The sequence below is a fragment of the Maribacter algae genome, from assembly GCF_047345745.1.
Taxonomy (GTDB): Bacteria; Bacteroidota; Bacteroidia; order Flavobacteriales; family Flavobacteriaceae; genus Maribacter.
The window spans coordinates 161,599-182,551 of record NZ_JBLFES010000005.1; the positions used below are offsets into that span (position 1 = coordinate 161,599).

Annotated in this window: 23 protein-coding genes; 22 read left to right on the plus strand and 1 reads right to left on the minus strand. The window is 35.3% G+C overall.

Features of this window, described 5'->3' with window-relative positions; translation table 11 throughout:
* Positions 1-65: 65 nt before the first annotated feature.
* The 9 genes from ACKWBX_RS17225 to ACKWBX_RS17265 all read left to right on the plus strand — a co-directional run bounded on the left by ACKWBX_RS17225 (position 66) and on the right by ACKWBX_RS17265 (position 8,181).
* Positions 66-929, plus strand: a complete 864-nt coding sequence (locus tag ACKWBX_RS17225; protein WP_272652294.1) for a sigma-70 family RNA polymerase sigma factor — start codon at positions 66-68, stop codon at positions 927-929.
* Positions 930-1,152: 223 nt separating this feature from the next.
* A complete protein-coding gene (locus ACKWBX_RS17230; RefSeq protein WP_413969967.1) occupies positions 1,153-1,368 on the plus strand; it encodes a VF530 family protein in 216 nt (71 codons plus the stop codon).
* Positions 1,369-1,821: a tRNA (cytidine(34)-2'-O)-methyltransferase gene (locus ACKWBX_RS17235; RefSeq protein WP_413969968.1), complete on the plus strand. Its 453-nt coding sequence runs from the start codon at positions 1,369-1,371 to the stop codon at positions 1,819-1,821.
* Positions 1,822-1,891: 70 nt separating this feature from the next.
* Positions 1,892-2,551 carry a ribulose-phosphate 3-epimerase gene (rpe, locus tag ACKWBX_RS17240; protein WP_413969969.1) on the plus strand — a complete coding sequence of 220 codons (660 nt, stop codon included), beginning with the start codon at positions 1,892-1,894 and terminating at the stop codon, positions 2,549-2,551.
* Positions 2,551-3,510, plus strand: coding sequence for a YpdA family putative bacillithiol disulfide reductase (locus ACKWBX_RS17245; RefSeq protein ID WP_413969970.1), 960 nt, complete (start codon positions 2,551-2,553; stop codon positions 3,508-3,510). The genes rpe and ACKWBX_RS17245 overlap by 1 nt, the downstream gene beginning before the upstream one ends.
* 114 nt (positions 3,511-3,624) lie before the next feature.
* On the plus strand, positions 3,625-4,116 hold the full coding sequence (locus ACKWBX_RS17250; RefSeq protein ID WP_413969971.1) for a hypothetical protein: 492 nt from the start codon (positions 3,625-3,627) through the stop codon (positions 4,114-4,116).
* A gap of 348 nt (positions 4,117-4,464) precedes the next feature.
* Positions 4,465-5,559 carry a helix-turn-helix domain-containing protein gene (locus ACKWBX_RS17255; RefSeq protein ID WP_413969972.1) on the plus strand — a complete coding sequence of 365 codons (1,095 nt, stop codon included), beginning with the start codon at positions 4,465-4,467 and terminating at the stop codon, positions 5,557-5,559.
* Positions 5,560-5,732: 173 nt separating this feature from the next.
* A complete protein-coding gene (locus ACKWBX_RS17260) occupies positions 5,733-6,611 on the plus strand; it encodes a carboxypeptidase-like regulatory domain-containing protein (RefSeq protein WP_413969973.1) in 879 nt (292 codons plus the stop codon).
* Between the two features lie 64 nt (positions 6,612-6,675).
* The gene (locus tag ACKWBX_RS17265) at positions 6,676-8,181 is read left to right on the plus strand and encodes an outer membrane beta-barrel family protein (RefSeq protein ID WP_413969974.1); all 1,506 of its coding nucleotides are present in this window, start codon (positions 6,676-6,678) and stop codon (positions 8,179-8,181) included.
* Positions 8,182-8,738: 557 nt separating this feature from the next.
* Here ACKWBX_RS17265 and ACKWBX_RS17270 read toward each other — a convergent pair.
* On the minus strand, positions 8,739-9,710 hold the full coding sequence (locus tag ACKWBX_RS17270; RefSeq protein WP_413969975.1) for a hypothetical protein: 972 nt from the start codon (positions 9,708-9,710) through the stop codon (positions 8,739-8,741).
* 330 nt (positions 9,711-10,040) lie between these two features.
* On the opposite strand from ACKWBX_RS17270, the gene ACKWBX_RS17275 reads away from it, so the two are divergent.
* The 13 genes from ACKWBX_RS17275 (at position 10,041) to ACKWBX_RS17335 (ending at position 20,945) form a co-directional block, all read left to right on the plus strand.
* Positions 10,041-10,205, plus strand: coding sequence for a hypothetical protein (locus ACKWBX_RS17275; RefSeq protein ID WP_413969976.1), 165 nt, complete (start codon positions 10,041-10,043; stop codon positions 10,203-10,205).
* A gap of 242 nt (positions 10,206-10,447) precedes the next feature.
* Complete coding sequence (locus ACKWBX_RS17280) at positions 10,448-12,211, plus strand: ATP-binding protein (protein ID WP_413969977.1); 1,764 nt, start codon at positions 10,448-10,450, stop codon at positions 12,209-12,211.
* Positions 12,212-12,222: 11 nt separating this feature from the next.
* On the plus strand, positions 12,223-12,888 hold the full coding sequence (locus ACKWBX_RS17285) for a DNA-binding response regulator (protein WP_413969978.1): 666 nt from the start codon (positions 12,223-12,225) through the stop codon (positions 12,886-12,888).
* 117 nt (positions 12,889-13,005) lie between these two features.
* A complete protein-coding gene (locus tag ACKWBX_RS17290; protein WP_413969979.1) occupies positions 13,006-14,040 on the plus strand; it encodes a hypothetical protein in 1,035 nt (344 codons plus the stop codon).
* 100 nt (positions 14,041-14,140) lie between these two features.
* On the plus strand, positions 14,141-14,293 hold the full coding sequence (locus ACKWBX_RS17295; RefSeq protein ID WP_413969980.1) for a YegP family protein: 153 nt from the start codon (positions 14,141-14,143) through the stop codon (positions 14,291-14,293).
* A 291-nt stretch (positions 14,294-14,584) separates the two neighbouring features.
* A complete protein-coding gene (locus ACKWBX_RS17300; RefSeq protein ID WP_413969981.1) occupies positions 14,585-14,887 on the plus strand; it encodes a DUF6804 family protein in 303 nt (100 codons plus the stop codon).
* Position 14,888: 1 nt separating this feature from the next.
* A complete protein-coding gene (locus ACKWBX_RS17305; protein ID WP_413969982.1) occupies positions 14,889-15,941 on the plus strand; it encodes a type I restriction endonuclease in 1,053 nt (350 codons plus the stop codon).
* A complete protein-coding gene (locus ACKWBX_RS17310; RefSeq protein ID WP_413969983.1) occupies positions 15,928-16,860 on the plus strand; it encodes a tetratricopeptide repeat protein in 933 nt (310 codons plus the stop codon). The genes ACKWBX_RS17305 and ACKWBX_RS17310 overlap by 14 nt, the downstream gene beginning before the upstream one ends.
* Before the next feature lie 339 nt (positions 16,861-17,199).
* On the plus strand, positions 17,200-17,430 hold the full coding sequence (locus tag ACKWBX_RS17315) for a hypothetical protein (RefSeq protein ID WP_413969984.1): 231 nt from the start codon (positions 17,200-17,202) through the stop codon (positions 17,428-17,430).
* Between the two features lie 4 nt (positions 17,431-17,434).
* Positions 17,435-17,716, plus strand: coding sequence for a membrane protein insertion efficiency factor YidD (gene yidD, locus ACKWBX_RS17320; RefSeq protein ID WP_413969985.1), 282 nt, complete (start codon positions 17,435-17,437; stop codon positions 17,714-17,716).
* Between the two features lies 1 nt (position 17,717).
* The gene (locus ACKWBX_RS17325) at positions 17,718-19,013 is read left to right on the plus strand and encodes a hypothetical protein (RefSeq protein WP_413969986.1); all 1,296 of its coding nucleotides are present in this window, start codon (positions 17,718-17,720) and stop codon (positions 19,011-19,013) included.
* A gap of 2 nt (positions 19,014-19,015) precedes the next feature.
* A complete protein-coding gene (locus ACKWBX_RS17330) occupies positions 19,016-19,405 on the plus strand; it encodes a hypothetical protein (protein WP_413969987.1) in 390 nt (129 codons plus the stop codon).
* A 4-nt stretch (positions 19,406-19,409) separates the two neighbouring features.
* A complete protein-coding gene (locus ACKWBX_RS17335; RefSeq protein WP_413969988.1) occupies positions 19,410-20,945 on the plus strand; it encodes an FtsZ/tubulin family protein in 1,536 nt (511 codons plus the stop codon).
* Positions 20,946-20,953 lie beyond the last annotated feature (8 nt).

The window sequence follows — 20,953 nt, forward strand, 5'->3', positions numbered from 1 at the left end:
AACTTTTCACACTTTATTACGTATAAGTATATGCAGTCTATGCGAATTGAACTTAATTTATTTTAATGAGACAGCTTAAGATTACAAAACAGGTCACCAATAGGGAGACCGCATCTTTGGACAAGTATTTGCAGGAAATCGGCAAGGTAGACTTGATTACCGCTGATGAAGAAGTAGAGTTGGCACAACGTATCAAGGCAGGCGACCAGATCGCTCTTGAAAAACTAACAAAGGCCAACCTCAGATTCGTGGTATCCGTTGCGAAGCAATACCAAAACCAAGGACTTACTTTACCGGATTTGATCAACGAGGGCAACCTTGGCTTGATCAAAGCTGCACAACGTTTTGACGAAACTAGAGGATTTAAATTTATCTCCTACGCCGTATGGTGGATTCGTCAATCCATTTTACAGGCTTTAGCGGAGCAATCACGTATTGTTCGCTTGCCTTTGAACAAAATTGGTTCTATCAATAAAATTAATAAAACGTTCGCGTTCTTGGAGCAGGCGCACGAACGTATGCCTTCTGCTGAAGAAATTGCAAAGGAATTGGACATGACCGTTGACGATGTTAAACAGTCCTTGAAAAATTCCGGCCGCCACGTATCTATGGATGCCCCATTGATTGATGGGGAAGATTCCAACCTTTATGACGTTTTGCGTAGTGGGGAGTCTCCAAATCCTGACAAAGAATTATTGCACGAATCTTTAAGAACGGAGATAGAACGTGCTTTAGAAACCTTAACACCGAGAGAAGCGGACGTAATCCGTTTATATTTTGGTCTTGCAGGTCAGCATTCCATGACCTTGGAAGAAATTGGCGAAACTTTTGACCTCACCAGGGAAAGAGTACGCCAAATCAAGGAAAAAGCGATACGTAGGTTAAAGCATACTTCTAGAAGTAAAATATTGAAAACCTATCTTGGTTAAAATATAGAATTGCACGTTAAATAATCCTTAAATTGGATTTTTGGCATATAAGTTGTAATTTTAACGGTAACAACAGTTTATCATGACTGTTCGTTTTTTGATTGATGAATAAACTCCGGCTGATTACCGGAGTTTTTTCATTTTACAAGCGAACAAAAGTATCTTTAAACGTTAACCGAAAGTTATAAGCCACATACAGTTTGTTTATCTTAATTTGACAAAAATGCAACAACCCAATAATCCATTACATGGCGTAAAACTGGCTACTATTTTGGATGAACTTACCCAAAAATACACATGGGAAGAACTGACCGAAAAAATAAATATCAATTGTTTTAAAAGTAATCCTTCTATAAAATCCAGTTTAAAATTCCTACGTAGGACTCCTTGGGCCAGGGAAAAGGTAGAGCAGCTCTATTTAAAATCAATCAAAAATTAGATGGCCTTCAATATTGTACTTGTAGAACCTGAAATTCCTAACAATACCGGAAATATTGGCAGGTTGACTTTGGGAACGGACTCGAAATTGCACTTGATAAAACCATTAGGTTTTGAGGTTGACGATAAACGGTTAAAACGCGCGGGGCTGGATTATTGGCAGCATCTTAAAGTTTTTACATATGAAAATACGGATGATTTCTTTTTCACACATTCAGATAAAAAATTTGCTTTCTTTTCAAGTCATGGAACAAAACATTATTGGGAAATTCCCTTTGAAAAAGATATGTTTTTGGTTTTTGGAAAGGAATCCGTTGGACTTTCAAAAAAAATCATCGAGGAGAATCAAAACCGACTATATAAAATACCCCTGTACAGTAAGCACATACGAAGTTTAAATCTGGCAAATTCCGTTGGCATAGTAGTTTATGAAGGACTAAGACAAATGCGGTAAAGCCATTCTTATCCATTTCACTTGGAATATGCAATTCACTACTTTTGTGTAAAATATAAGTGCGATTTAAATGAGCAAGACAAAAATAGCCCCTTCCCTATTGGCAGCAGATTTTGGGAACCTGCAACGGGACGTTGAAATGGTAAACCATAGTGAAGCGGATTGGCATCATATAGACGTTATGGATGGTGTTTTCGTGCCCAATATTTCCTACGGTATGCCTGTAGTTAAGGCTATTGCAAAACATGCCACCAAGCCTTTGGATGTACATCTTATGATTATTGACCCTGATAGATATATTAAAACATTTGCTGATTTAGGAGCGCATGTGCTTACGGTACATTATGAAGCCTGCACCCATTTACATAGAACATTGCAAGCTATCAAAGCTGAAGGAATGCAAGCTGGGGTAGCGTTAAATCCACACACTAACGTATCCTTATTGGAAGACTTGATCAATGATATTGATGTTATTTGCCTGATGAGCGTAAATCCAGGTTTTGGAGGACAGTCTTTCATTGAAAATACCTATGACAAAGTAAAAGCTTTGAAAAATCTTATTGCAAAAAAAAATGCAGCCACTTTAATAGAAATTGATGGTGGTGTAACCGCTGGGAATGCCGGTAAATTAAAAGATGCCGGTGCAGATATTTTGGTAGCGGGCAGCTTCGTATTTAAAAGTAATGACCCCAATAAAACCATTGCTGAATTAAAGGAAATGGCAGGATAATGGATACTTTGGATGTTATCATAATTGGTGGTGGGCCAATTGGTATTGCCTGCGGACTTGAAGCTCAAAAAAAAGGTTTGTCCTACATAATTCTGGAAAAAGGACCTATTGTGAATTCACTGTTCAACTATCCCGTGAATATGCAATTTTTTTCTTCTTCGGAACGATTGGAAATCGATGATATCCCATTTATCAGCAAAGAGGCAAAACCCAAAAGAGATGAAGCTTTGGAATATTATCGCAGAATTGTTACTTCTAACAACCTCAATATTCATCTTTTTGAAAAAGTAGAAGCAGTAAAAAAAACGAATTCCAATTTTTTAATCGATACCACAAAAAGAAGCTACACTTCCAAAAATCTAGTCGTTGCTACCGGATTTTATGATTTACCAAATCTACTGAATGTTCCCGGGGAAGACTTGCCCAAGGTAGCGCACTATTACAAAGACCCACATTTTTATGCCGGTCAAAAAGTCGCGGTCGTCGGTGCTAGTAATTCTGCTATAGACGCCGCTCTGGAATGTTGGCGAAAAGGTGCCGAAGTAACACTTATCATTAGAGGTAAAGAGGTGGGGCAACGCGTAAAATATTGGGTGCGTCCAGATATTATAAATCGTATCGAAGAAGGAAGTATTACGGCATACTATCAGAGTAACATCACGGAAATAAAACCTCAAGAAATACACATAACAACACCAAAGGGGAAAAAAATCCTTCAGAACGACTTTGTACTGGCACTCACCGGATACCGACCTAATTTTGATTTTTTAACGGCCATGGGAATCGAAATCTCAAACGATGAGAAAAAGCTTCCCAACTATAATCCAGATACTATGGAAACCAATGTTAACGGACTATATCTTGCAGGTGTCATTTGTGGCGGTATGGAAACACATAAATGGTTTATAGAAAATTCTAGGGTTCATGCAAAAATCATCATGCAACAGATAGCAAATTGAGCTCATAAATCAAAGTTTGCCACCTGTTAAAAGGGAGGTTCAAATCACGGTTATCAGGGTGTCTATAGATTGATACAATGCTGAAATTTGAAATATAATTCAGACAAGTATCTCATGAAAAATCAGAACCCGTTCATACTTTTCCTATTTTTTGCAATAGCTATTTATTTTCTTAAAAAGAACTCGGATATAGCTTCAAATCAATTACACCCTAACAAAAACTATCTATTAGTGGTCGAACGTGGTGCGTTTCATAATGACTGTTTTGAACTAACACCGGAAACAATTACTTTTTATCCAAATGTAAACTCGGAATATTCCATTGCAAAATATAATCAGTTTTCCCGAAAACAATTAAAGCCAGAAAACATGCTCTCTTTTTTTGATAAAATGGAAAGCCTAGGTTTTTGGGAATTGAATGATGATTATAAAAACGAATCATCCTGCACTAGTCAATTAAAAGTAACCCTTTTTGTAGATGGCAAATCCAAAACCATCCGTTGTGATGACTTTGAACGGGATTGCCCGGATATTATACAGCAAATTGAGAAAAAAGTGATTGAAATAGAGGGTAACAATTTGGAGAGGATATATCTACCTGGATGATAAAATATAAAATCTAGAAAGTATCAAATGCTTATTTAATCGGCCGATTAAATAAGCATTTGATACTTTCTTAGTTCTGTAAAAGGTGAATTAACGGAACTACTAAAAAGAACGGCAAATGGAACTGGATGGAAGTAGGTTCTCACTAAGGACGAGTCGTTTTGGAAGTCAGCAGTTTTATGGGACTTCTTTTTTATTTCAAAAGCTTAAATTCGCATCAATTAAACAAGGATACTAGTACTGGTATTCATAAGCAATTTTCATCTACAAAATTAAATTTCAGAAAGTAAAAGAAAAATTAGTTTGAATATAGAGTTGTCACTTTTTGACTTATTAATAATAATAGGAATGGTTACAGGTATCATCTGTAGCATACTACTCTTTAAAAAGTCTAACATAAGACCATCCAATAAGTTTTTGGGCTTAGCGATTTTAGGCTTCGTCTGGCTTAACACCAAGACATTACTTCTCTCTCTAAATTTATGGGAAATACATGGTTTTGGGTTTTTCCCAAACGGAGTTGAGCTTGCTCTTCCTCCTTTATTTTATTTTTATATAACATCACTTATTCAGTCAGAGTTTCGTTTTACAAAAAAAGAATGGCTGCACTTCATCCCTTTTTTGATTTCCCAAGGTTATGCCATCGTTGTCTACATTACCACGATGCAGACTTCACTTCTGTCTGAAAAAGAGCAAATAGCAGCTTCTTTTAAATTCAGCGAAATCAAAGGTTTAGAGGAATATTTGACAATCATTAGTACATTGTTTTATCTTTATTTTGCTTACAAACACATTCAGAATTATAAATATTGGCTGTCAAATAATACTTCTGATACTCGCTTTTCAGAAGTGGGTTTTCTTAAAAACTTAGTTTTTTCGTTACTTTTCATCTCCGTCTACACAGCAATTAATTTATTTCTCAATCGATTACTGCCCCATCCGTACCAATGGCGTTGGCAAATAAGTCATTTGATAATTGCAAGCTTGGTTTACTACATGGGACTGGTTGGGTATAAAAATTCAGAGCTTATTCCTAAGGAATTTTCAATCAAACTACATAAAAAGACAAAAAAAACCGATGTAGCGGTGGATTTAGATGTGATTGCCGAGCTCAATAGTTTGATTGAAAAAGATAAGGTACATCTTGACCCTAAGCTAAGCTTGCAAGAGTTGGCAAGGATGTTGGAAGTAAACGAGAACATTCTTTCTAATACAATTAATGCCCATTACGATAAAAACTTTCGAAGCTTTATCAATGGGCTTAGGGTAAAAGAAGTGGGAAATCGTCTCCTAAATGAGGGCTCTCGAAATTTATCTCTTCTCGGATTAGCAAGTGAGTGTGGCTTTAATTCGGAAGCCAGTTTTTATCGAATTTTCAAAAATACTACAGGTTTAACCCCGAAACAGTTTCTTGAGACACGCTCCTCAAGTTCAGATATTTAAAAGTATATACTTCACAATTACACTTTTTACTCTCAATACTTTTTTTTGAGAGTAAACCCCTATGGTTTCACAGTAATTTATTGACTCTACTTAGTGTCCTTTGTGTCATCAAATATTAATAGAAAACATCAATCAATTACGCTGTCATTTCACAGCAGTTTAAAAAAACATTCATGAAAAAATCATTATTAGTTTTAACCCTATTCATTTACTGCAGCGTATCGGCGGGCAATCCTAAATTAACTTCAGATTTGAAAATTGGAAGTATTACTGGAAAAGTTGTTGATAGAACCCTACAGGAACCCATTCCATATGCTTCCATAGTCATTAAATCTGAGAATGGTTCAGAAGTTGTAACCGGGGCGATAACCTTAGAAGACGGCTCTTTTAAAGTCGAAGGGCTAACCGAAGGATTTTTTTTGGTAGAAGTACAATATATTGGTTATACAACATATTCTCAGCAGATATCCATATCGAAAGATAATAGAGAACTAAATCTCGGCACTATTGCACTCGATGAGAATGTCCAACAACTTTCAGGGGTCGAAGTCGTTGCCGAACGAACTACAATAGAACAAAAAATAGACCGTAAGGTTATCAACGTCGGTAAAGACCTTACTACCGCAGGGGCGACTGCATCCGATATTATGAATAATATTCCGTCGGTAAATGTTGACCAACAATCAGGGGAGCTTTCACTACGTGGGAATTCGAACGTAAGGGTAATGGTAGACGGGAAACTTTCAAACGTACCTATAGTCCAACTTTTAAGACAATTACCTTCAACTTCTATAAAATCCATAGAATTGATAACTAATCCGTCCGCGAAATTTAATCCGGAAGGGATGAGCGGCATCATCAATATCGTATTGAAAAAAAATACTAATATCGGATTTAATGGAACTATAAACACAGGTTTGACCAAGGGTCAGGAGGCTAAGTTCAATAGCTCCTTAGACTTAAATTATAGAAATGGAAAATTCAATTTTTATGGCAACTATGGGAATAATATAGGAAAGTATGTAAAGCGCGGGTTTTTTTTCCAGGGATGAGGAGAATTCCGAGCAACGCTATATTTTTTCCAATAACGATAAATCACATTTATATAAATTGGGAGTGGATTTCTTTTTGAACGATAAGAACACGATTTCATTCTTTACGAATCAAAATATCTACAATGGTAAGCTTAATCAGGATACTAATGTTTTTTACTTCAATGATACTTCCCGAAATAATACCCAACTTTTTCTTAGCGAGTTAAAAAATTCTAACGAGCAGTATAATTTCGATTATAAAATGGAATTTGAAAAGGAGGGTCACAATATAGAGTTTGAGGCAGATTACAGTCGCTTCGAGAATGATGATGATACGGATTTTAAAACCACCGGTAGAACTCTCTTTCCGGATTACAAGGATTTTGTAGATATTAAAAATATCCAGACTATCGCTAATTTAGACTATTCGAATCCATTGGATTCTATTTCAAAATTAGAAGTTGGACTAGAGGCAAGGGTCTTTGAAAATAGTATTGATTATTCCTCTACAGGTTTATCCTTCGATGCAAATGGAAATCTTTCGCCTACGCCTTCAATCGATTTTGTATATGGTATGGATATCTATTCCGCTTATGCTTCGTTTGGACAGAGTTACGAAAAATGGTCATACCAAGCAGGAATTCGAATAGAGGATGTTGAAGTCAAGGCCGACACTAATAAAATCAGGGCTTTTAGCGATAAGTACACAGAGATATATCCTTCTGCATTTTTAACCTATACACCAACAGAGAAGAACCAACTTCAATTGAGTTTTAGCAGACGGGTGGATAGACCAGGATTAGGTCAGGTAAATCCTATTCGGCAATTTTCCACTCCTTTGATCTCTTCATTTGGCAACCCGAATTTAGTGCCCCAATTCACAAACTCTTTTGAAGTAAATTATACTCGAAGATTAGAGAAAGGGAGTATTACGGGAGGTATTTTCTACAGAAAAATAAGGGATGGTATTAATAGAGCGGTATTTATTGACCGACTTGACCTGAACAGAATTATACTTTCGTTCGATAATTTTGACGACACTTCAGCTTATGGTATAGAGTTTTCCACTAATTATAAGCCCACCAAATGGTGGAATATAAATGTAAGTTTTGACTTATTTTCCCAGACCCAACTAGGCATTACGGAGAGATTGTCAGTTGAAAGTTCTTTGACTATGGAAGAAGATATAATAATAGAAAAAGTGGAAGTACAGAATACGGGTTGGAATCTCCGTATGAACAACAACTTTACTGCAACCAAAAAACTAACCTTTCAATTATTTGGATTCTATAGAGGCCCGAACAAAACCATACAGTTTAAAGTAAAACCCATGTATTCATTGAATACGGGTGCTAGATATAGTTTTGCTCAAAGGAAAGGAACTTTAAGCTTAAATTTTACCGATGTTTTCAATACTATGCGTTTTGCTTTCGATGCCACTAACCCGTTCGTGCAACACGGTCAAATTGATTGGGAAAGTAGGACATTATTTATTGGAGCTTCGTATATATTTGGGAGTGGTAAGAACAAGGCCTCAAAAAGGAGGCAAAGAGATGATAATACTAAGAAGGGCAACGGCGTTCTTTAGAAAGAATTATCTATGTACATTTATGCCATTGAAAGTCCTACAATTAAAGTAACAACGGTTTTTAACAGTCCCATATAAAGAACCATTTAATGTGCTTTATTCATGTTTCTTTCATTTATGTTTTTAACTAACTCTTTACAGAACTACGTTAGACGATATGCAGCCTTCCCTGTTTTTGGGAAATCCTACATCTATAGTTCTAAAAGTATCAATTAATTTCTGGAAGTGATAAAAAGATAAAATCAATAAAAGTTCTAACCTCTTGAGTTATGAAAACGAAGAATACAAGTGTAAAACTCAATATTTAGGTAAAACAAAAAGCTCTCTAAATATTTGATTTAAAGAGCTTTATAAAAAACTGTGACCTTGACAGGACAGAGTTCAAACTTTTTGAAGGAAGATATCGAAATCATTATCAAAGAATCATTGCATATTAGAAAATAAAGATTGAATGTATAAACTGTTTGAAAAATAAGGAAAACTACTGTTTTATATACTCTTTACAAAAGATGCATTCTGTAAAGAGTCCTGTAAGAAATAGAATAGCAATTATTTTTTTACTCTATAAAAGAGTTTTTCTTTTTAGAGTGAATAGGTACATAAGTTTCAATAATATAAGGTGTTATTTTTCGCAAGGTTTCTCCATTAGTTGGGTGCAAGCCCGGAGCTGTAAAATATTCGATTTCCTTAATACTTTTTTTATAATACCAAATCCGAGGTTTGCCAGTAGCGGTAAAAAATTGATAGGCCGCATCCACTTCTACTTTACACATGTTTTTTAATTCGATAGGATTCAAAGGTTTGACCCGAGTTCCATATTTGGAAAAGGGGGCCTCGTCGCATGAAACCTCGACATAAAGTGAATCGGCCCAGGCCATGCAACCAACATCTTTAGGGTTGTTTTTTGGAAAATATGAAGGCCATTTTTGAACTCCTAAAATCATCAAAGTCATTCCAAACGCTACACTAATAGAAATTGTAATAATTCGTCGGCGTCTCCTCCGTTCTTCCTGCAACCTCCGTTTTTCTTTCTCTTCTTCCTCCTTTTTTTTGACCCCCTCAAGCCTTCTTTTTTCCTCTTCTTGTTTCTTCTTTTCTTTCTCATCATTGGGCTCATCAACAATTTCAGTTTCAGACCTCTCTGGTTCTTCTTCAGAAATTGAATTATCAGGCTTTAAATACTCCTGTAACGGTCTTGGTTGAAAATTTACTAACCAACTTATTAGCTCAATATTTTCTGAGCTTGTAGTCCGAGCCCTCCCTTTTAAAAAATTGACGATTGGTCTGAATCTATTATTATCAAAATCTTGAATCTCTCTTAACCTGTTTTCTTCATTTCTAAATTGAAAAAAACAATTTAAAATATGACTATCACCAGCAGATACTCTTCTGTCTAGGAGTAAAACACAAGCTTGTTTGATAAGCCTAGGTGTTGGCTTCAAAAGATATGTACTTAACTCTCCGCCTTTCCTCTTTTTATACTTCTCTAAAACCTCTTTTTGATAACTCTGACTTGTCTTTATTCCCATGGTTTGGTTGGAATTTTTGGAATTTCTATGGAATTCTTAGGAACTATTGGAATTCTAGGAATCACTTATAAAAATAACGTTTTACCTCATATAAATTTGTCCTTAGGGATGATTCACTATGCTTTGCTAACATAGTATTTCTAGAAAAATCATTCTTACGGAAATCTATAATGCGGCCAGTATTTGGTCAATTGGAAAGTAGCTGAACGCAGCCGCATAAGATTTCCACTTTCCAAAAACGGAGTACTCCAAACTCTAAGGAGTTGGTAAAAACAAAACTGGGAAAATCCCGGATAGCCACTCCTATGTCCAATTTTTAAAACAAATATTATGAAAAAAGTAATGATAGCCGTTATGGCACTAGTTTTTAATATGTTTTTATTCTCTTGCTCCAAAGACTCTATTGCAGAGACTGATACTCTTTATGAAACTCAGGCAACTGAGGGGGATGATGGGGATGTAAAAGATCCTCCAACTAGTGGAGGTAATAATTAATTATTAAGATAAAAGACCATGTATTTGTACATGGTCTTTTTAACTTTAGGGAAAATACTATTTTGCAAAAACTACTTATCCTTTTTTGTTCGTGCCTATTCCTGTCTTGTATTGGAAAATCTAATCATTATAATGACAAGAGGACCGATAGTCAAGATAGTATTCTATATTATTACACTAAGGCAACTAATAAAGAAAGCCCTTTAGAGAAAAAGCATCAATCGATAAATAAATCCTTTCAATTGGCAAAACTAACTAGGAATGATTCAATCTACAATAGAGTTTTATATGAGAAAAATTTTATACATTTTTCTTTAAAACAATATGACAGCCTCATTTTTTTTGGTAGTCTTTTGATAAAAAATAATGACCTCTCAAAAAGCCATGCTTATCTTGGCAAACAACACCACCTACTTGCATACTACTTTGATGAACAGGCTCAAATTCCGGATAGCGCATTTTATCATTACAATCTTTCAAAAGGGTATTTCGCTCGACAAAAGGATAGTAGCCAAGTAGGCCGCCGATTGTTGACCATGGCACAAATCCAAAAGAACCAAAATGATTTTTTTGGCAGCAAGGAAACCCTTACCGAAGCTTTACAATATTTACATGCCGGAAGAGATGACAAGTACGTTGCCTCAAGTTATAACGCACTGGGAACGAACCACAGAAAACTACTAAACTATCAAGATGCCATCAAATATTTCTCTTTGGCTATCGATATAACCAGATCTCTAAAAGACAGGTTAATATATCTAAATAACTTAGGCGCAACCTATGTTGATAACGGGCAATACAACGAAGCCATTTCGCTACTAGAAAGTATAGTTAGAGATTCCACACTATTGAACAATAAAAAAGAATATGCCAGAGTGTTAGACAATCTGACCTATTCTCATTGGCTAAATGGAGGTCCAATAAAAGTCGAAGCTTTTTTAGAACCGCTTGCCATTAGAAAACAAAATAAAGATAAACGAGGTAAGATAGCCAGCTATACCCATTTAGGAGAATTCTATAGCAAAACCAATACTAGAATAGCGACCTCCTATTTCGATTCGGTTATTCAACTATCTAAAACTTTAAAAATACCAAGGGCAGAAAAAGATGCTCTTAGGTTCTTAATGAAACTTAAACCTAAGAATGTCAACCTACGAAACCGCCACATCTTTTTACAAGACAGTTTGTATGCACAAGAACTCAAAGTAAAAACCCAATTTGCCAAATACAAATACGACGATAGACTGAAACAGGAATCCATTTTACGTTTAGAGAAAGAAAAGGCCGAGAAAGAACTGGAAGCTAGTCAACAACGAAATCAGAAGATTTTGTATTTGGGCGGTCTCCTTTTTATCACTTCGGTTTTAGGGCTTTCTTTATATGGTTTTAGACAACGTACCAAACGATTAAAGCAAAAAGTCAAAACCGAAAAGTTAGAGGCTATTCATGAAACCGAGGTAGAATTCTCGAGAAAGTTACATGACGACCACGGCGGCAAAGTCAATCAAGCGATGTTAATGGTACAGCGTGATACGGACAAATCAATTGTTTTAGACAAGTTGGAATCTCTCTACAATCAGATTAGGGATTTCTCCCGTGAAATCAACGCCGTAGATACGGGTCCTGATTTTTGGAAAGGTCTTAAAGCAACTTTGGAATATATAAAACCAATCGAAGTCGAAATGACTTTTGATGGTGGTAAAGAACTGGATTGGTCATTGGTAGGTCATCAAACTAAAACGATACTTTTTAAGGTATTGCAAGAACTGGTTATGAATATGGCACGGCACAGTAAGGCCAACCAAACCGTGATTTTATTCAGAGACCAAAAGAAAGAACTCTCTATTTACTATGAAGATGATGGGGTTGGAGCATCGGAAGAATCGTTGTTAAGAAAAAATGGTCTTCAGAATACAGAAAAGCGTATTCAAGCCATAGGCGGAAGCATTACTTTTGATTCAGAAGAAGGAAAGGGCTTTCGGGCCGAAATCCGAATCCCTAAGTAATATAGCGCACCATGTTCAAAAAAGTAGTATTAGCTGAAGATTTTCAGGGTGAAAACCAAGGTATCGCTGAAACCTTGCATGAAAAATTGGCCATTGAAGAATTGCAAAACGAGTTCTATTGCGACAAGGCATTTACCCGTTTAAAAGTAGCTTTAAAAAATAAGGAACCTTACGAATTATTGATTACCGATTTATTTTTTGAAGCAGACCATGTCGACCGAAAGTTAACTTCTGGCAGCGAACTCATTAAAGCGACAAGAGCATTGCAGCCCGGTTTAAAGATTATTGTCCATTCTATGGAAAACAATCCCATTCACATCAACACCCTTTTTAAAGAACATAAAATTAATGGATACGTGTGCAAGGGTCGTAACGGAATGGTGGAGTTGGTCAATGCCATTAATGAAGTATTTCACAACAGAACCTATGTCTCCCCACAACTTAATTTGACCGCTGCAAACAATGCTCTTGAACTAGATGATTTTGACCGTGCAATATTGAAAGAACTTGCTAGCGGTCTTACCAAGAAAGAAGTCTCCGACAAATTTAAAAAGGAAAATAGAACTCCCAATAGTGAAAGTACCATTGATAAAAGAATAAGCAGGCTTTATGATGAGTACGAAGCCAAGAATACTACAAATCTGCTATTCAAACTCGCGAAGGAAGGTAAAATCTGATACTTAACATTTACTAAGAACTTCATTATTCAAATAAATTTAAATCCCCTACAGAAACCTGTAAGGGATTGTCTTTTAATGGGATTAAGTTTAACAAAAGAGATTTTATCAAGAAAAATGAAGTCAAAAAAAGGTTGTATTAAAGGATGTCTTATCACATTATTGTCAATATTGGGTATTTTCTTTCTAATTATAATTGTCGCAATTTTCATACCCGAATCAAAGAATCAGATTTATAAAAATGCTCAAGACTTGTATTATGAAGCTAACTTTTCTAATTCAATGACAGCTATAAATGATGCATTAAAAAAGGATTCTCTAAATTCTGATTATTATCTGTTAAAAGCTAAAATCGCTTATGAATTAGAAGACTCTTTAGTTTATGAGCAATCTATTTTGAAAAGTGAATCCATAGTAGAAAATGATTCATTAAAATATCTTTTAGCAAAGAATATTATTGATTGGAAACTGGAAAAAAATGATACTGTTGATGCTAATAAAAGATTAATACGAACACTCCAAATATTTAAAAAGTCAGATTTTCAAAACTATACTGCCTCTTATTTATATCTGGTTGATAAAATGCTCTTAATTGGTCAGAAAGAAAAGGGCTTAAAATATTTGGATTTTTTCCTTGATTCCATACAAGATTTTAAAAATGACACTCTAGTTTATCAGGACATCCATTATAAGATAAGTGATAAATTTCTGAAACTAAAGGACACCAATCGTAGTATAAACACATTAAAGAAATTAACAAAAGAAATCAGCAGCTCTAGTAGAGCTTATAAACAACTTGGTTATTATTATTTTAATAAATCATTGAACAAGCAAGCCTTAAGTTTTTTCAAGCAATGTATCAAATATGATACATTAGATGTTAAAATTTATACTACAACCGCTCAATGTTATTTAAATCTGAAAAAAAAGAGTAGTGCAAAAAAATATTTGAGAATTGCGGCTGAAAAAGGAGATAAGGAAGCTTGTTTGAATCTAAGGGAATTAACAGCTAAAACAAAGTATTATGCACAATCCCGTTGCTGTGACGGTAGTACATCCAGCAGTATAGGTAGAGGTACTTGTTCTCATCATGGTGGAGTATGTGGAACAGAGTATATACCATATAAGGAGTACACTATAAGGTGCAATTAAAAATAATTATAATAAGAATTTTAATCCCTTACAGATTTCTGTAAGGGATTATCTTTTAATGGGTTTAGGTTTGGGTATTATTAATTCTAAAACAAATAGTATGGACAAATGGGAATTTTACAAAGACAAAAAAAATGAATGGAGATGGAGAAGAACTGCTCCGAATGGAAATATAGTTGGAGCTTCGGCGGAAGGATATAAAAACAAATCCGATTGTATTGCGAATGCAAAGAGAAATGGCTATGTAGAGTAAACTAATTCCTTTTAAAAAGAAAAATCAATCCCTTACAGATATGCGTAAAGGATTGTCTTTTAATGAGTTTAGGTTTGGAGTGTTATTAATTTCTTAAACAAAAAATTATGACTGTCATGAATACTGAAACGGGAGAAGTTCACAGAGGTCAAAAAGGTTGTAGAACGGAATGCGGATTTGATACTTCTGCGAGTCATTGGGTTAGCTCAATAGAGGCAGTTACTTGTGAAAAAGATGGATCTAATTGAATCTAGTTCTCATAAGAGAATTCTAATCTAGAAATAAGCAGTTATGAATAAATCATTGTTATTCATAAAAATAATTCTTGCCGTATTATTTGTTGGTTGCTTACTGGACTGGGATTACGGTTACTTCCAATTAGTCCGGTTTTTAGGAATGATAGGTTTTGGAATTTTAGCCTTCCATGATTACGAAAAACATAAGAATTGGTTTCTGATTTGGCTAGCATCGGCCATATTAATCAATCCGATTTTTAAAATTGCTCTCGGGCGAGAACTATGGAATATCATCGATGTAATATGGGCGATTATACTTGTCATTTCAATCTTCATAAAAAAGGAAACTAAAAAATAATATGCAACTCCAACCACAACTAAAAGCCCTAGCCGAAAAAATCGGTAGACTTAAAGACAAAATAGATACCGAAGAGTCTACCAAGCACGCTTTTGTGCTCCCGTTTATAAATCTGTTAGGGTATGATACTTTTAATCCTACCGAAGTAGTGCCTGAGTTTACAGCGGACATTGGACTTAAAAAAGGCGAAAAGGTAGACTATGCTATTTTCCAGAACGAGCAGCCAATCATTATTATAGAATGTAAAAACTGGAAACAACAACTTAATGCACATAACTCGCAGTTGTTCCGTTATTTTCATACCACCAAAACCCGATTTGCCTTATTGACTAACGGAATTGAATATCGGTTTTATACCGATTTGGAAGCCACCAACAAAATGGATGAAAAGCCTTTTTTGGAGTTTGATATTACCCAGCTGAAAGAAAATACCATTAATGAGATTACCAAGTTTCATAAGTCCAACTTTGATATTGAAAAAATAGTAGATAACGCTAGCGCCCTTAAATATACCAAGGAAATTAAAAAGGTGATTGCTGAAGAGTTACAATCACCTTCCCATCATTTTGTAAAACTATTTGCAAACGAAGTATATACTGGCCGGCTTACTGAAAAGGTGATGGGGGAATTTACTGATTTGGTAGGCAGGGCCTTTACTCAAACTATTAGCGACAAAGTAAACGACCGTTTGAATGCTGCTTTGAATAAAGAAGCTGAACAACAACAGGAAGAAGTTCAAGAACCCGAAGAAGTAAGCAAAATAGAAACTACAGAAGAAGAATTAGAAGGCTTCCGTATTGTAGTGGCTATTCTAAGAAGAAAGATACCTATTGAACGCATTGTACATCGTGATACACAATCTTATTTTGGAATTCTTTTGGACGACAACAATCGTAAACCACTTTGCCGATTACACCTCAATGCAACTACAAAATACATTGGCCTAATTGATGAAGCTAAAAATGAACGCAGGGAGATTATTGAAACTATTGATGATATCTATGAATTTGAAAACGAGTTGCTAAAGACAGTAGACTATTATGAGGAAGACTAAATTTATATTAGCATTTTTAGTTTTTATTCTAAATCTCGCATTCGGGTTGGCCCAACAATTCGAAGCAAAGAGAGTTGAGAAAATCTTAATCCAAAATAGGTCAGTTTATTTAAAAGGTGGGTTTAGAGCTTCGTTTAGTGGAGCTTCACGAATTTCAATCAAGGTAGATTTACCGCCAAATACTATTGAATGGTATTATAGCTTTTCAACAAGTAAAGGGCAAAGTGCAACAAAAAACTTAGGACTAGGTCTTCAACTAGCATCATTACTTGCAGACACAAGCACATTAACTTCCTCACTTTTGTCTAAAATCAACGTTCCGACAGGAGAAGCTCATGCAGATATATATTTATGTGACGAGTTAAATATTGATGAGTTCATCAAAAAAGTTGACAATCATGGCGGCACATATTCCTTTTATCGTGAAGGAACTGTAAAAAGCACTAAACAAGCCGTAGTTCAAATTGATGACATCACATCTGGGACATGGTACCTTGGCATTAAAAACCCTAGTACCTCCACCGGACTTAACATAAATATTGAGGTGGTAGCGATTGTTGAAGAGAGAACGATAATCGAAAAAACAGAAAACCAACAAAAAGCTGAATTGTATGGAAACTTAGCAATGTCACATTACAACAATGGAGAATATGAAAAATGTATTGAATACTGTGACAAAGCAATTTTAGAATATGAACTTGGACAAGTTTTAGTAAACAAAGGGCTGGCCTTATTGATGATTGGCAAGGAATCTGAAGCTACCGAATTATTTATCGATGCTATTTCTGTAATAAAAAAGGAACCTAATTCTGGCCAAACAATTGAATGGGCCATAAAATGTCTGGACAATATCATTCTCTTCAATTGGAATTTGAAGTCTGCCAGAAATATTAGAAAAATATATCAGAGTCAAAGATGAAAACATTCATAGCATTCATTACCACTCTATTTTTATTTGCTCAAACTATACCTACCGTTGAAACCAACGTCTATATCTGCAAAGGAAAAGGTAGTAAAAAGTATCACTACACAAAATCTTGCCGTGGCCTTTCTAATTGTTCTACTAAAGTATATGAGGTTACACTTAAAAAAGCTAAAGAAATGAAAAGAACACTTTGTGGCTGGGAAGATTAACCATTATGTAAATAAACGCGAAAAAAGAACGGCTCAAAAGCCGTTCTTTTTTGCTTTACGGATATCTGTAAGGTATTGATGTTGATTGTCTTTAGGTTTGATGCAGAACCAAAACCAACGGAAAATGGAATACAAAATAATCCCCTTCGTGGCATCAATTGACCAAACCAAAGGCACCTCTAAACATGTTGCAGAACAATTAGAAGAGATTGTTAAGCATTATGCAAACGCAGGTTGGAAATACATAAGGCTTGAAAGTGTAAGTACGTTTGTAAAACCTGATAATGGTTGTTTCGGACTTGGTGCAAGAGCAGGTTATACCACAACGCGTCAAATGATTGTCTTCACGAAGTAGAACAATGAGCATACTACTCTTATGGCTTATCAAAACCTATTGGCTTTTAATTCCTCCTAAAAAAAGAAACAAATGCCTTTTTAAAAAAAGCTGCTCGCATTACGTGTTTGACATCGCCAAAGAAGACGGACTACTAAAAGGTCTGAAAGCACTTCGCTACCGATTTAAACATTGCAGACCAGGCTACTATATCATTAATGGTAAAGATGGTAAACTATTGATTTCTGCTCGAAATGAAGTATTTAAGTCTACAGAAATTAACCAACGAATTTTGAAAAACAATTGAAATGTTAGGTGAAAAAGGAAAAAATATTATACACAAGAAGAATGTCAGATTGGGCATTGTAGCACTTAGCCTGTTTTTGCTTGGTTGTACTGAAAAACATCTGTTCGATTTTGTCCCATATGCACCGCCCTCTGGAGTAAGACCTAAGTTAGAAAAAATCGATTTTTTTCTTGAGACTTCCGTCAGTATGAAGGGTTATGTTAATGTGAACAAACCTGGTTATTATCCTCTAAAAGATGTTGTGTCTTATTTGATTACCGACATGGATAACAAATATGATGACGTTACCACAATATATACGGTAAGCGACTCTCCAAGAAAGTACTTGCAAACAAAAGAACACTTCAATGACCAATTGCGCAAGGGGAATTTACTAAATGGAAGGTCATCAAAACTTCAAAATATATTCGGGCCTATTATAGATTCATTGCAGTCCAATTCGATTAGTATTCTGGTGTCTGACTGTATTCTAGATTTAGGAGATGATGAAGCTATGACAGAAGGGTCTTCGGTCACCTCCAAAATATATGACCATCTTATCAAGAAACCAGATGCAGCAGTAGCACTTTTTAAGTACCTGAGTGATTTTAATGGCACCTATTACTATGACCGAAAAAATACGGGAAGCTACAGCCATAGTGCAAGACCTTACTATAATACCATCTTAAAAAATAGGCCTTTTTATATCTGGGTATTAGGGGACAAACAATTAGTGGAAGAGCTCCTATCTCAGAATCTTTTTGAAGATTCTGATAAAGTATACGCTTATAATATTTCAATGGATGATGTGCCTTTTGCAATCTTAAAAGAGCCCCGAAAAGGAAAAGTAGCCATTAACCCCATTCAAAATATGGTATTAATGAAGGACGTTGAGCAAAAACGTCCTGTTCAATTTACCATTGGAGTAAATTTAGAAAAACATCCTTCTTTTTATGAGAACCTGTTAATGAATGTGGAGAACTATGAAATTTTACCCTCTCATTTAACCAATACAACCGCCTTAGAGACAAAAACCAAAAACGAACTAAAAGGTAGTTTAGGCAATGGCTTTACCCATTTTTTACAACCAACACTATCTGATATGGATGTAGCAACTACAGAAATTACCTTTTCTCTAAAGAATCCTCCGTCCACCTGGTTTAAAGAAACTCATCTAACAGACGATTATCAGGTACCTGCAGAAACTTTAGAACACAAAACTTTCGCCTTCCATTTTATCACAGATGCTTTTGATAAAGCATACCGAGATACACCAGCTTTATTAGAATTTAAACTCCTAAGAAAACAACACAACTAATTATGGAAAATTTCTACTTTTTATTTGAAGACCTCAACAATTGGTCTATTTGGGACCAGAAAGGATATACCATAGGTTTTATGGTACTGTTCTTCTCTACCCTGCTCTACCTTTTTATTTTCTACCTGCTTTTAGGAAGAAAAAGTATGCGATTCTCTAGCATGGGCAGCTGGTTTCTATTTGGGGTATATAACCTTATTACCATTTTTATTAGTACACTTCTATTAGAAGGTTTTCAGGTTTTCGAATTATCCGTTTTTGGCGAATTCTATTATGAAATATGGCTATTTACCATTATTAATGCCCTTTATGGTTTTGTGCTGTACTTTCTGTTTTCCCTTGTATTCAAGCGCTTTTCTATTTTTTCAAAATACTATCCCGTAAAATTTTAATACCATGTCAAAATCAAAATTATATCTATTCGCTATTGGCGGTACGGGTTCAAGAGTCCTTAATTCTTTGACCATGTTGCTTGCCACGGGCATGAAAATGAATACCGAGAAAATCATCCCTATGATTATTGATACCGATATCAATAATGGCGATGTAGAAAAGTGTAGAAACACCATAAAAACGTACAATAATATTCATAAGGCCATATTCGATGGTGTACCTGAAGAGGAGTCACAAGGTCACTTTTTTAGAACCCAAATTATGCCGCCCAAAGAATTGAACATTAGCGGAACGGACTACGGAACGCTTCGAGAAATGATTGATTACAACGCTTTAGGCTCTAAAGGGTTCGGAAAAACAAAAGGCCTATTTGACCTTCTCTATAGCAATAGGAATAAAGACATGCCTTTGGAAAAGGGTTTTTTAGGAAATCCGAATGTGGGAAACGTTGTTCTAAAAAATGTGGTAGAATCTTCAGAATTCAAAGAATTTACCCAAGATTTTAAAGAGAACGATAGAATTTTCGTCATTAGCTCAATTTTCGGAGGTACCGGTGCCGCCGGTTTTCCGTTGCTTATGAACGTCTTTAGAGATGAAACCAGCGGCATGAATAATAAATCGTTTATCAACAATGCCATTATTGGTGGTGTATCGGTACTCCCTTATTTTCAGGTCGATGTTGAGAAATTCAATAGTGGTGAAAGCGCCATCAATTCGAGCACTTTTATCACCAAAACCAAAGCGGCATTATCTTATTACAACCGTAACTTAAAACAGTTGGTCAATGCCATGTTCTATGTAGGTGATACAAGGCAAAGTAATTATGAAAATTTTGATGGAGGATTAGAACAAAAGAATCCTGCCAATTTTATTGAGCTTACAGCGGCCTCTTCTATTGTTGAGTTTATGGATTACGAACCCAATGCCGGAACCATTGAAGACCTTGCCCAGTCCACCAAATTTTTTGAATATGGCATTACTACAGATACGGGAACACTACATCTAAAGCACCTTAGAAACGACGAGAATATCAAACGTTTTTTATGCTTTCATCATTATAACATCTACGTTTCAAACTTTATGGCTCTTGCTTTAAAGAATGATAAGCTAGCCTGGAGAAACGAATTAAAACTTGCGAACAATTATGAAAAACAGCGATTTTATGGTGATATGGCATCCTTTGCGAGTCGCTATTATTTTAGGTGGTTGTATGAATTATCAGCAGATAGGCATGACCGAAAATTTCTTCCTTTTGATTTATCCATAATTCGGAACAAAACAGACTTAGATAAGGATATATGTGGTGCCCAAATGGCAAAACTGATAGTAGACGAGAAAAAACTATTCACATTGGTTACCGCAATTCCTGCAAAAGACAGTTCCAATTTTTTCTTTAAAGACCGGATTAAATATGATGAGGAATTTTCAAAAATAAGCAAAGACCTTATCGCCAATCAATACAGTAACAAAGAGCGTACGGTTAGTGAGATGTTAAATCTAGGCATCTCTAAAATAATCGATGAACGCTTTTCACTTTAGTATCAAAA